The following is a 12,527-nucleotide window of genomic DNA, read 5'->3' on the forward strand; positions in this document are numbered from 1 at the left end:
CGCGATTGTCGAGGACGGTTCGGTCGTCGTCACCGTCGCCGCGGCCGCTGGTGCCGCCGGCCGACCCGCGCTCGATCGCTACCCACTGATCTGGCGACTGGAGACAACGGCATGATCGAGGAGTGGTACCCGGTCGTCATCGTCGGCGCCGGACCCACGGGAATCACCGCCGCCACCCTGCTGGGGCAGTACGGCGTCGACGTCCTGGTGCTGGACCGGTGGAATGGCGTCTATCCACAGCCGCGGGCGGTACACCTCGACGATGAGGTCTACCGCATCGTCGCCCGGGTCGGGCTGGCCGAGGAGTTTGCCCGCATCTCCCGCCCGGCGCAGGGTTTACGGCTCGTCGACCGCGAGACGAGAACGCTGGCCGAGTTTCGTCGCGACCCGGCATGCAGCGTGCACGGCTTCCCGCAGGCCAACATGTTCGACCAACCGGAATTCGAACAGCTGCTGCGTACCGGGCTGGCCCGGTACGACACCGTGCGCTTGCGCGAAAACAGTGCCATCACCGCGGTCGTGCACGAACGTGACTCTGCGCGAGTGACATTCACCGACCGTCTCACCGGCGAACGTCACTTCGTTCGAGCCGGGTACGTCCTCGGCTGCGACGGCGCGAACAGCGTGGTCCGGTCGTCGATCGGCTCGCGCATGCAGGATCTCGGATTCGAGCAGCGCTGGCTTGTCGTCGACATCGCCACCGACGCCGACCTGCACCAGTGGGAAGGTGTTCATCAGGTGTGCGATCCGGTCCGCGCCGCGACGTACATGCGGATCGGTGGCAACCGCTACCGGTGGGAGTTCCGGCTCCGGCCCGGGGAAAGCGCAGCGGACTTCCAGGACCTGGGCCCACTGCGGCCCCTGATCGCTCCCTGGACCCGGCCAGTCCCTGACACCGACCTCGAACTGGTCCGGGTCACCGACTACACCTTCAAGGCGCAGGTCGCCGACCGGTGGCGTGACCGCCGCGTCTTCCTGCTCGGCGACGCAGCGCACCTGACGCCCCCGTTCGTCGGACAGGGGATGGGGGCCGGACTTCGCGACGCCGCGAACTTGGCCTGGAAGCTTACCGGCGTCCTCGACGGCACCCTTCCTGACAGCTGCCTGAACACCTACGAGCAGGAACGGAAGCCTCACGCCCACCACATGATCCGACTCGCGACTACGATCGGCTGGGCAATGACCGAGGGCGGTCGCGTCGGTAACGTGGTGCGACGGCGCCTCGCTCCCTTGGCCGGACGGATACCGGGAGTAGATGCGAAGATCACCGACAGCACCACCCCAGCGCTGCGCCGCTCCGAATTCGTCCACCGGACCGGGCCCACGCGTGGACTGGCCGGAACCCTGTGCCCGAACCCAGTTCTCGACGGTAAGGGCCGTCGACTCGACGACAGCACGCCCGCACAGTTCCTGCTCGTCACCACGATCGAGCCGTCCGCCGGCCAGCGTTACGAGATCGAACGTCGCGGCGCCGTCGTCGTGCCCGCCCCGCCCGGCTCCGACCTGGGTCGCTGGCTCGCCGACGGGCACGCGACCGCGGCGATCGTGCGACCCGACCGCACCGTCATGCAGACCGGGCGATCTCTGGCCGCCCTTTACACGGGAATACCGGCTTTCAGGTCGCGCACGTAGAGACCGGGTGCGTCGCCGAGGACGGTGTGCTCGTCGCTGCCCAGGCGTGTACTCGCGGCGATGCGCTCGCCGGCCCGTTCCGAGACCCAATCGGCCCAGGATTCCCACCAGCTGCCGGTCTTCTTCGTCGCCGCGTCGAGCCATGCCTCGGGATCGGGTCCTGGCTCTCCGTCTTCCCAGTAGTGGGACTTCGGGTTGCCGGGCGGGTTGACGAGGCTGGCGATGTGCCCGGAGAAGCTGAGCACGAATTTGGTGTCGCCCGACAACAGTTGGGTTGTGCGGTAACAGTTTTTCCAGGACGTGAGGTGGTCGGCAATCGCGCCGGAGACGAAGGTGGGGACGGTGATCCTGCCGAGGTCGACGGGCGTGCCGAGCGCCGTCATCGCTCCCGGCGTCGCAAGGGTGTTGTTCTCGAAGATGTCGAGGAACTGGACGTGCAGCGCCCCGGGCAGGTTGGTGCCGTCGGCGTTCCAGGCGAGGATGTCGAAGGCCGGTGGCGTCCGTCCCATGAGGTAGTTGTTGACCACGTAGTTGAAGACGAGGTCGTTCGGGCGCATCCACGTGAAGGCGCTGCCCATGTCGCGTGCCGAGATGATGCCGTTCCGCCGGGATCGGCCCTTCACCAGCTGCAGCAGTCTCGGTCCCGAGAATGCCGCGAGCCCCGCCGGGTCTGCGAAGTCGAGCATTGTCACGGCGTACGACATGCTGTGCACGCGGGTGTCCCCTGTGGCGGCAAGGTGGTTGAGCAGGGCGGTGGTGATGAGGCCGCCGGCGCAGAAACCGATCACGTTGACGTCATCGCTGCCGGTAATCTCCCGGACCTCGTCGATCGCGTCCGACACCCGCTGCGCATACGTGTCGAGGTCCCAGTCACCCTGTTCTGCCTGCGGATTACGCCACGCCAGCATGAACGTCTGCAGTCCGCGGGACACGGCGTGCTCGACGAAGCTGCGACCGGGGCGCAGGTCGAGGAAGTAGTAGCGGCCGATCGGCGGCGGCACCACGAGCACGGGGCGCTCGTACACGGTCTCCGTGGTCGGCGTGTACTGCAGCACCTCGGCGACCTCGTCGCGGGCGACGACGGCACCCGGCGTCACGGCGAGATCGACGCCCAGCGTGAAGGCGTCGGGATCGACCATCCGCGGCATCCCACCGTTGTGGCGCAGGTCGGACACATAGTTGCGGGCGCCACGAACCAGGCTCATCCCACCGGTGTCGAACGCCTCTTTCACGGCCGCCGGGTTGGTGAGCAAGTAGTTCGTCGGTGCGAGCGCGCTGGTGAGGACGGTCGATACGAACGCCGCTTCCCGCGCGTGGCGGTCATCGACCCGTCGACCCAAGTCGTCGACGACACTTTCGACCGCGTCGACGGAAGCAAGGTAGGTCTGTTGCACACGGCGGTAGATCGGATTGTTCGTCCAGGCCTGATCCGTGAACCGCCGATCGCCCGCGGCCGGCCCTACATCCGAGCGGCCCACGGTGATCTTCGTCAGCTCGCGCCCGAGGCGGAGCGACTCCTCGATGACCACTCGGCCCTGCCCGACGACTCCCGTCACTGCGTTCAGCGCGTTCCGTGCGCCGAACCCGCCCGCACGGTCCTCCCCCTCGGGGGTGGCGTCGGGTATCACGAGTGCGATCTTCGGCTCCGCTGTCTTGGTCAACGGTTCTCCTTCGTCTGTACCTGGACACCAGCACCCCGTGGCGGGGATAAGTCCCAGTGTGGACCGCAGCATAAACGCCTTTAATGGTTACTCGCGCGTAATCCAGAATTTCGAGCAAGATCATTTTCGACACCGTTGGTACTTGTGTCGAATTCACGTACTCGAGGCGAGCTGGTGACCGAAAAATGTTCGGCGGCGGGCCTTTTCGCGTCGTAATTCATTAATATATGAAACCGCCAGGTACGGGTAAGTATTCGGCGGCGGGTGTTACTGCGCGCTCGGCAAAAATGCATTCCGGAAGAAACGCCCCATCACCGATAGAAACCGAGGTGCGGTTTCCGGCACCCGTTCCGATGCTTGCGACGCTCAGCCCGCTCGCGGACACCGGACGGGGCACCTGCGGATGTGTGGGGGGCCGCGCGCAGTGGTGGCGCATTTTTGCGCACCCGGGTAGCGGATCTGGTGATTGACCGGCGCGGACTCGCACCGCATCGTGGATGTATCACCCAGCGCCATCGGAGTTTCGACGGCGATTCATTGACTTACGTCCTGCCCGACGCATGAGCCGTGCTCATGCTGCCCGAGCACGATACAGCTAGGAGACGCCCTATGACTTCCACCCAGACCTCCCTCGCGGACCTTCAGATTCCCGAAGCCCGCGACTACCCGATGTTCGTCGACGGGGCGTGGGTGGAAGCTCTCGACGGTCAGTGGAGTGAGGTAACCACTCCTATTCTGCGGAAGCACGTGATCGGCCGTGTCCCGACCTCGAGCGCCGAGGACGTCGACAGGGCCGTCCGTGCTGCCCACAAGGCCTTCCCGCGTTGGAAGTCTCAGCACTTCACCGCCCGCGCCCGGATTCTGTCGAAGATCGCCGACGCCATCGACGCCCGGGCCGAGGAGCTCGCGCGGCTGACCGCCCTCGACACCGGAAACGCGCTGCGCACCCAGGCCCGTCCCGAAGTGCAGACCCTCGCGAATCTGTTCCGCTACTTCGCCGGTGTCGCCGGCGAGATCAAGGGCACGGTTCTGCCCGCCGGGGATGACCAGCTTCAGTACTCCCGCCAGGAGCCGCTCGGCGTCATCGGCTGCATCCTGCCCTGGAACTCCCCGTTGATGATCGCCGGATTCAAAATCCCCGCTGCCCTCGTCGCGGGCAACACCGTCGTGGTCAAGGCCGCCGAAGCAGCCCCGCTGAGCGTGCTGCTCCTCGCCGAGATCTGCGCCGAGCATCTGCCGGCCGGTGTCCTCAACGTCATCACCGGAAAGGGCTCGGTGGCCGGCGAGGCGCTGGTCCAGCACCCGGACGTCGACAAGGTTTCCTTCACCGGCTCCACCGAGGTCGGGCGACACGTCGCCCGTGAAGCCGGTGGCCGCCTCGCACACGTCTCCCTCGAACTGGGCGGTAAGAATCCGTCGATCGTCTTCCCCGACGTCGATATCAACGACGACTTCATCAACCAGCTGCTGCTCTCGACCCGCGTACACAGGCAGGGCCAGAGCTGCACCGCCGGCTCCCGACTGTTCCTGCACCAGGACATCTACGACAACGTCCTCGACCGGCTCGTCACCACCCTGGCCGGGCTGAAGGTCGGCAACCCGTTGGACGAGGCCACGGACATGGGCGCCATCATCAACGAGGCCCAGTTCGCGTCGGTCTGCGGTTTCCTCGACGACGGCCTCAGCTCGAACAAGGTCTCGACGGTCCTCGACGGCTCCCCCGACAAGGTCGGCAAATCCGAGGGCTACTACATGGGCCCCACCGTGTTCTCCGGAGCCGACAACTCCTGGCGCCTGTCCCGGGAGGAGATCTTCGGTCCCGCCCTCGTCGCCATCCCGTGGACCGATCACGCCGACGTCGTCGCGATGGCCAACGACTCGCACTACGGGCTCGCCGCCTACGTCTGGACACACAATCTCGATTTGGCGCTGTCCACTGCCCACGCGCTGGAAACCGGGTGGGTGCAGGTCAACCAGGGTGGCGGCCAGATGGTGGGCCAGTCCTACGGCGGCTACAAGCAGAGTGGCCTGGGCCGCGAAGTGTCGCTCGAAGGCATGATCGCCGGTTTCACCCAGACCAAGCAGGTCAACGTGCGCCTGCGCACACTCTGACCCCTCGCTTCCTTACTCTGGACTGAACGGAATTCCATGACTGTCGGACCACTGAACGACATCCTCGTGCTCGACCTTTCCCGTGCGCTTGCCGGCCCGATCGCCGCCATGATGCTCGGCGATCTCGGGGCCCGGGTGATCAAGGTCGAAGCCCCCGGCACCGGCGACGACTCCCGCACCTGGGGACCGCCGTTCGTCGGGCCGCAAGACGACCCGCAGTCGTCGTACTTCATGTCGGCGAACCGGAACAAGGAATCGATCGTCCTCGACCTCAAGAGCGAGGACGGGCGGGAGGCGCTGCGCAGGCTGATCCGGCGAGCGGACGTGCTGATCGAGAACCTCCGGCCCGGAGCGTTCGACCGCCTCGGCTTTCCGACCGACGTGCTCGAGGAGCTCAATCCACGGCTGATCACCTTGTCGATCACCGGATTCGGCCACGACGGCCCGGAAGGATCCCGCGCCGGCTACGACCAGATCGCCCAGGGCGAGGCCGGCCTGATGTCCGTGACCGGTACCCCGGACGGCGAGCCCACCCGAATCGGGGTGCCGATCGCGGACGTGCTCGCCGGCGTGCACGGAACCGCGGGGGTGTCAGCGGCGCTGGCATCCCGGGAAAAGACCGGCAAGGGCATGGTGGTGCGCACGTCGCTGCTGGCCGCGGCGGTCAGTGCCCACACCTTCCAGGGCACCAAGTGGACGGTCGGCGGACAGGTCGCCCAACGGTCCGGCAACCACCACCCCCAGATCGCACCGTACGGCAGCTTCCGGTGCGGCGACGGATACGTGCAGATCGCGGTCGGCAGCGAGGCGATCTGGGCGAAATTCGCTCCCGTCGCCGGGCTGTCGGCGGATGACCCCCGATTCACCGTCAACCGGGACCGGGTCGCCAACCGCGACACGCTCATCGCCGCTATCGAAGCGGACTTCACCAACCGCACCAGGGCCGAAGTTCTCGCCGCCCTCGAAACAGCCGGTGTGCCTGCGGGATCGATCCGCACCATCGACGAGGTCTACGAATGGGAACAAACCCGTAGCCAGGGACTCCTCCTCGAGGTCGACCACCCAGTGGTCGGGCCGGTGCAATTGCCGGGTCCCTCGCTGCGAATGGAAACCGCGGACGGACAGTCATTGGTCCGTACTCAGCACGCTCCCCCTCCGGTTCTCGGTCAGCACACCGAGCAAATCCTCGACTGGATCGGTAGTGGCAGTCTGGTCGACCAGTTCGACTCAGAGATCACCACGCGGGCGTAACAAATGCGGAAGTCGGTGGGCGGCGTTGCAGGAGACAGTGTCCTGCAACGTCGTCCATACGGCGCCCGCCATGGCGCCGATCACGAGGGGTCGCGCGTCACTGCGAGGTGTCGGGGCCTGCGGGCTTTGGGTGTCGCGGTTCCGGGAGTAATTCGTTTCGGCGGCTGAGGATCTCTTCTTGGAGTACGCGTCGAACTGCTTGCACGGCCGGATTTGTCAGGCTTGCCCTGCGCGCCGCAATGGAGAAGGAGAGGCGGACATCGACCAGGTCGGCCATCACCCGGCGAAGGTCGGGATGCTGGTCGGCCATGAAAGCGGGAAGCAATCCGATGCCGCCGCCGGCGCGCGTTGCCGAAACGTGCGCAAAGATGTTGGTGGACATGAATTTAGCGGTCACTCCGGGCAGGTGCCGCTCGAGGTCGAGGTCTCCCACTTGCAAGAGGGAGTCGACGAAGAAGATCAGCGGATGGGCTGTCAACTCGTCCATGGTGGCGGGTTCACCGTGATCACGTAGATATTGTTCGCTGGCGTACAGGCCTAGCGAGTATTGGCAGATACGTTCCGAGACAAGTCGACTGCTGATCGGGGTTCCGACAGCGACGGCAATATCGAATCCCGCCGGTTGCAGATTCAGTTGCCTTGTCGCGGTGATGAGTTCCACAACGAGATTGGGGTGGTTCATGCGAAGTTTAGCCAGGGCCGGGGCGACGAACATCGGTCCGAACCCGTCCGGTGCGGTGACGCGAATGGTTCCTCGGAGCGTATTTTCACTGATACCGGCGACCACATCCGCGGTCTCCTGGACTGCTTCCTCGATGAGCCGGGCCTTTTCGGCGACGGACCGCCCGACGTCGGTCAATTCCCAGCCGTCCGCGCTGCGCTGCAGCAGACGAACTCCCAGAGCCTTCTCCAGTGCATTCACGCGCCGCGAGACAGTGGTGTGGTCGACACCCAGGTCCTTTGCCGCCGATCGACGGCGCCCGCTCCGCGCGACCGCGAGCAAATACCGAAGGTCATCTGATCGAATGCCTCTCGCATCGATCGTGACCGGCGGGGCGGCCTCGGCATTGCCCTTCTCGGATGCCTGCTCGTGCCGACCGTCGTGGGCGTCAGCGCTGGTCATCGTGGCCGTTCCCCCGAACGCTCTCGGCAGTGTGAGCCGACGGCGCGGTGCCTTGCCGCGCCTGTGTATGCGAAGTTGCGACAAGCAGCGTGTGTAGGTCGATGCTCAGACGACGCAGCACTTCAGGATCCACGGCGGAGACATCGTCGACGACCCGTGCGGCCGACACCGCCGCAGCCCGCCCACGATCGGTGATGGTTACGAGAGTCTCGCGTCGGTCGACGGGATTGGTCGAACGGGTGACCAACCCGGTGCGCTCCAAGCCGTCGATCAAGGACGTGATCGTGGTGGGATGCCGGTCCAGGGTCCGGCACAGAAGCGCGGTGGACATGACTCCGTTCGGTGCCGCTTCGACCAACGACAGGACCTCGTACCGGGGAAAAGACAGCTTGAACGGGCTGAGGGTGGCATCAAGCTTGCGAACGATCAGTTTCTGCGTCTGCAGTACCGCCGCGATCAGTGCTGTCCCCGAAACTTCCTTTGCCTCAGAGCAGGATTGCTCTGTTGCGGCCGGTTTCGTAGCGGTCACGAAGGTCTCCTTTTCACCAATGCTTGACGACGAACTGCACGTCTGTGGCAGGCAATCGACCCAGATGAGACCAATTGCCCTGGCACTCCGACCTCCGGGACAACTCCCCATCCCACACTCGGAGGATCCGGCTCTTCGCCGCCCTTGCCGGACGAGGACTAGCAATGTTCGTGGATGTCCAACTATAGTACTTCCAACTTCTCCGATCTGAAAGGGTCGAATCGTATGTTTACCTTGACCGATGACGAGCGGGCGATCAGTGAGACGGCCCGTGACTTCGCGGCCGAGCATCTGGCGCCGTATGCCGTGGAGTGGGATCAGACCAAGCATTTCCCGGTGGATGTGCTGCGGAAGGCGGCGTCGTTGGGGATGGGTGGGATCTACATTCGGGAGGATGTGGGTGGCTCGGAGCTGACCCGGGTGGACGCGGCCCGGATCTTCGAGCAGCTCGCGAGGGGGTGTCCGTCGATCGCCGCCTACATTTCCATCCACAACATGGTCACGTGGATGATCGACCGGTTCGGCACCGAGGAGCAGCGCCACGAGTTCGTGCCGGGGTTGTGTGCGATGGATCAGTTGGGTAGTTACTGCCTGACCGAGCCGGGTGCCGGGTCGGATGCGGCGGCGTTGAGCACCCGGGCGGTCCGCGACGGTGATTCTTTTGTCCTGAACGGGGTCAAGCAGTTCATCTCCGGTGCGGGGACGTCGGATGTGTATGTGGTGATGGCCCGCACCGGGGAGGGTGGGCCGAAGGGGATTTCCGCGTTCATCGTTCCGAAGGAGTCGGCGGGGCTCTCGTTCGGGCCGAACGAGGTGAAGATGGGCTGGAACGCTCAACCGACCCGGCAGGTGATCTTCGAGGACGTGCGGGTGCCGGCGGCGAACCTCCTGGGCAGCGAGGGGGGTGGGTTCCGGATCGCGATGGCCGGTTTGAACGGGGGCCGGCTCAATATCGCGGCGTGCTCGGTCGGTGGTGGGCAGGCCGCGCTGGAGAAGGCGGTCGCGTACCTGGCGGACCGGAAGGCGTTCGGTGCGCCGTTGCTCGACTCGCAGGCGTTGCAGTTCCAGCTCGCCGACATGCGCACCGAACTCGAGGCGGCCCGCACCCTGTTGTGGCGGGCGGCGGCCGCGTTGGAGGAGGGGGCACCGGAGGTGGTGGAGTTGTGTGCGATGGCGAAGCGGTTCGCCACCGACACCGGTTTCGAGGTGGCCAACAAGGCGCTGCAACTGCACGGGGGTTACGGGTATCTGGCCGAGTACGGCATCGAGAAGATCGTCCGGGATCTGCGGGTGCATCAGATCCTCGAGGGCAGCAACGAGATCATGCGGGTCGTCATCGCCCGCAGCGTCGTCGCGGGCGCCGGACACGGAAAACAAGGAGCGGCATGAGCGAGACAACCACCACGACCCCCGAGGTCCTGATCAGCACCAGCGATGGTGTGGGCCGGCTTGTGCTGAATCGGCCGAAGGCGATCAACGCCCTCAACCACTCGATGGTGCGGCAGATCGCGGCGGCGTTGGCCGCGTGGTCCGACGATGATCGGGTGCGGGCGGTGGTGCTCACCGGGGCCGGTGAGCGGGGTTTGTGCGCGGGTGGAGACATCGTGTCGATCTACCACGACGCCCAGGAGGGCGGTACCGGGTCGCGGGAGTTCTGGCGCGACGAGTACATCCTGAACGCGGCCATCGCGAACTACCCCAAGCCGTATGTGGCGATCATGGACGGCATCGTGATGGGCGGCGGCGTCGGGGTCTCCGCGCACGGCAGCGTCCGGGTCGTCACCGAACGGTCGATGATCGGCATGCCTGAGACCGGGATCGGGTTCGTCCCCGACGTGGGCGGCACCTACCTGCTGGCCCGCACCCCGGGCGAGTTGGGCACCCACATCGCGTTGACCACCGCCCGGCTGAGTGCCGGGGATGCGATCGCGTGCGGTTTCGCCGACCACTACATCCCCTCGGCGAAGATCGACAGCTTTATCGAGGCACTCACACAGACCTCGATCGACGACGCCCTCGCCCGGTTCACCGAACCCGCTCCCGTGTCGGAGTTGTTGGCGCAGCAGGGGTGGATCGACGCCGCCTACTCCGCGGGCAGTGTTCCCGAGATCGTTGCCCGCCTGCGCGGCAGTGGGGTGCCGGAGGCGGAGAAGGCGGCCGAGCAGATCCTGTCGAAGTCGCCGACCGCGTGCGCGGTCACCCTGCAATCGTTGCGCCGGGCCCGGGCGGCGGGCAGCCTCGAGGAAGTCCTGAACGAGGAGTTCCGGGTGTCGGTGGCTTGCCTGAGCTCCCCTGATCTGGTCGAGGGCATCCGGGCGCAGGTGGTGGAGAAGGACCGCAACCCGCAGTGGTCGCCCGCCACCCTCGCCGAGGTGACCGACGAGCAGGTCGACGCGTTCTTCGCCCCGCTCGGGGACCTCGAACTCGGTCTCACCCCACCCACCGCAGCCGTCCCGGCAGCGGCTTCGACCAGCGACACGCGTCCAGGAGGGACTGCACAATGAGCACGATCGGATTTCTGGGACTCGGCCACATGGGTGGTCCGATGGCGGCCAACCTCGTCAAGGCCGGGCACACGGTGGTCGGTTTCGACCTCGCGCCCGCCGCCCTCGAGCAGGCCACCAAAGACGGTGTCACCGTCGCCGAGTCGGCCGTCGACGCCGTGCGTGAGGCGGAGGTGGTGATCACGATGCTGCCGAACGGCAAGCTCGTCCTCGGCCTGTACCAGGAAATTTTGCCGGCCGCGAAGCCGGGCACCCTGTTCATCGATTCCTCCACTATCGACGTCGCGGACGCCCGGGCCGCGCACGAGGAGGCGGTCACCGCCGGGCACCGTTCGGTCGACGCCCCCGTCTCCGGTGGGGTCATGGGCGCGGCCGCGGGCACCCTCGCGTTCATGGTCGGCGGCAGCGACGAGGACTTCGAGGCCGCGAAGCCGCTGCTCGAGGTGATGGGCAAGAAGGTCGTCCACTGCGGAAACCCCGGAAACGGGCAGGCCGCGAAGATCTGCAACAACATGATTCTGGGGGTGTCGATGATCGCGGTCAGCGAGGCGTTCGTCCTCGGCGAGAAACTCGGGCTCAGTCACCAGGCCCTGTTCGACGTCGCGTCCAACGCGTCGGGGCAGTGCTGGGCGCTGACCACCAACTGCCCGGTGCCCGGACCGGTACCGACCAGCCCGGCCAACAACGACTACCAGCCGGGCTTCGCGGCCGCGTTGATGGACAAGGACCTCGGTCTCGCCGCGAACGCGCTGACCACCAACAATGTCGAGGCCGACCTCGGGCTGCGGGCCGCCGAACTCTACAGCCGGTTCCACGCCGCCGGGCACGGCGGCGAGGACTTCTCGGCCATCGTCAACGACATCCGCGACCGCTCAACCACCGCCATCGCTCCGACCGGGGGGAACCAGTGACCGACTTCGAGACCATCCTGCTCGACCGCAAGGGCCGGGTCGGGATCATCACCCTCAACCGTCCGAAAGCGCTCAACGCCCTGAACTCGCAGCTGATGGGTGAGGTCGTCGCCGCGGTCGAGGAACTCGACAAGGATGCGGAGATCGGGGCCATCCTGATCACCGGTTCCGATCGGGCCTTCGCCGCCGGCGCCGACATCAAGGAGATGCAACCCAAGTCGTACATGGACGTCTACCTCGACGACTTCTTCTCCGCCTGGGACAAAGTGGCGGCGGCCCGCACCCCCACGATCGCCGCGGTCGCCGGGTACGCACTCGGCGGTGGGTGCGAGTTGGCGATGCTCTGCGACATCCTGATCGCCGCCGACACCGCGAAGTTCGGGCAACCGGAGATCAAGCTCGGGGTCATCCCCGGGATCGGCGGCTCGCAGCGCCTGACCCGGGCGGTGGGTAAGGCGAAGGCCATGGAATTGTGCCTGACCGGCCGGAACATGGACGCCGAGGAGGCCGAACGCGCCGGACTGGTCTCCCGGATCGTCCCCGCCGCGGACCTACTCGACGAGGCCCTGCAGACCGCGACCACCATCGCCGAAATGTCGCTACCGGTCGCGATGATGGCGAAAGAAGCCGTCAACCGGTCCTTCGAAACCACCCTCACCGAAGGCGTCCGCTTCGAACGACGAGTCTTCCACTCCACCTTCGCCACCGAAGATCAGAAGGAAGGGATGGCGGCCTTCGTCGAAAAACGCCCACCGGTCTTCAAACACCGCTAGTGAGGCGGCTCCGCCGCCCGTGCGTGGTCCG

Annotated in this window: 10 protein-coding genes; 7 read left to right on the plus strand and 3 right to left on the minus strand. The window is 66.2% G+C overall.

Features of this window, described 5'->3' with window-relative positions:
* Nucleotides 1–111 precede the first annotated feature (111 nt).
* Nucleotides 112–1,632: a bifunctional 3-(3-hydroxy-phenyl)propionate/3-hydroxycinnamic acid hydroxylase MhpA gene (mhpA, locus tag JQT59_RS05110; RefSeq protein ID WP_213575071.1), complete on the plus strand. Its 1,521-nt coding sequence runs from the start codon at nt 112–114 to the stop codon at nt 1,630–1,632.
* On the opposite strand, the gene JQT59_RS05115 is transcribed toward mhpA, so the two are convergent.
* Complete coding sequence (locus tag JQT59_RS05115) at nt 1,596–3,293, minus strand: PHA/PHB synthase family protein (protein WP_249354133.1); 1,698 nt, start codon at nt 3,291–3,293, stop codon at nt 1,596–1,598. The two genes, mhpA and JQT59_RS05115, sit on opposite strands and share 37 nt — an antisense overlap.
* A 609-nt stretch (nt 3,294–3,902) precedes the next feature.
* On the opposite strand from JQT59_RS05115, the gene JQT59_RS05120 reads away from it, so the two are divergent.
* Together JQT59_RS05120 and JQT59_RS05125 are read left to right on the plus strand one after the other, a co-directional pair.
* Nucleotides 3,903–5,405, plus strand: a complete 1,503-nt coding sequence (locus tag JQT59_RS05120) for an aldehyde dehydrogenase family protein (RefSeq protein ID WP_213575075.1) — start codon at nt 3,903–3,905, stop codon at nt 5,403–5,405.
* Nucleotides 5,406–5,441: 36 nt separating this feature from the next.
* Nucleotides 5,442–6,656 (plus strand): CaiB/BaiF CoA transferase family protein, encoded by a 1,215-nt coding sequence (locus tag JQT59_RS05125; protein WP_213575077.1) that lies wholly within the window; start codon nt 5,442–5,444, stop codon nt 6,654–6,656.
* A gap of 97 nt (nt 6,657–6,753) precedes the next feature.
* Here JQT59_RS05125 and JQT59_RS05130 read toward each other — a convergent pair whose 3' ends face one another.
* Together JQT59_RS05130 and JQT59_RS05135 are read right to left on the minus strand one after the other, a co-directional pair.
* Entirely contained in the window at nt 6,754–7,779 is a 1,026-nt protein-coding gene (locus JQT59_RS05130; RefSeq protein WP_213575079.1) for a LysR family transcriptional regulator, read from the minus strand.
* A complete protein-coding gene (locus JQT59_RS05135; protein WP_249354136.1) occupies nt 7,766–8,308 on the minus strand; it encodes a MarR family winged helix-turn-helix transcriptional regulator in 543 nt (180 codons plus the stop codon). The genes JQT59_RS05130 and JQT59_RS05135 overlap by 14 nt, the downstream gene beginning before the upstream one ends.
* A 225-nt stretch (nt 8,309–8,533) precedes the next feature.
* On the opposite strand from JQT59_RS05135, the gene JQT59_RS05140 reads away from it, so the two are divergent.
* Genes JQT59_RS05140 through JQT59_RS05155 form a run of 4 tightly spaced genes read left to right on the plus strand, consistent with a single transcriptional unit; the run spans nt 8,534 to nt 12,496 of the window.
* Nucleotides 8,534–9,697 (plus strand): isobutyryl-CoA dehydrogenase, encoded by a 1,164-nt coding sequence (locus tag JQT59_RS05140; RefSeq protein WP_213575083.1) that lies wholly within the window; start codon nt 8,534–8,536, stop codon nt 9,695–9,697.
* Nucleotides 9,694–10,812 (plus strand): enoyl-CoA hydratase/isomerase family protein, encoded by a 1,119-nt coding sequence (locus tag JQT59_RS05145; protein ID WP_213575085.1) that lies wholly within the window; start codon nt 9,694–9,696, stop codon nt 10,810–10,812. The genes JQT59_RS05140 and JQT59_RS05145 overlap by 4 nt, the downstream gene beginning before the upstream one ends.
* The gene (gene mmsB / locus JQT59_RS05150) at nt 10,809–11,723 is read left to right on the plus strand and encodes a 3-hydroxyisobutyrate dehydrogenase (RefSeq protein WP_213575087.1); all 915 of its coding nucleotides are present in this window, start codon (nt 10,809–10,811) and stop codon (nt 11,721–11,723) included. The genes JQT59_RS05145 and mmsB overlap by 4 nt, the downstream gene beginning before the upstream one ends.
* Entirely contained in the window at nt 11,720–12,496 is a 777-nt protein-coding gene (locus JQT59_RS05155) for an enoyl-CoA hydratase (protein ID WP_213575089.1), read from the plus strand. Before mmsB ends, JQT59_RS05155 begins: the two co-directional genes overlap by 4 nt.
* Nucleotides 12,497–12,527: the final 31 nt, after the last annotated feature.

Origin of the sequence: Rhodococcus sp. USK13 (assembly GCF_018343855.1) — a bacterium.
GTDB lineage: Bacteria > Actinomycetota > Actinomycetes > Mycobacteriales > Mycobacteriaceae > Rhodococcus_F > Rhodococcus_F oxybenzonivorans.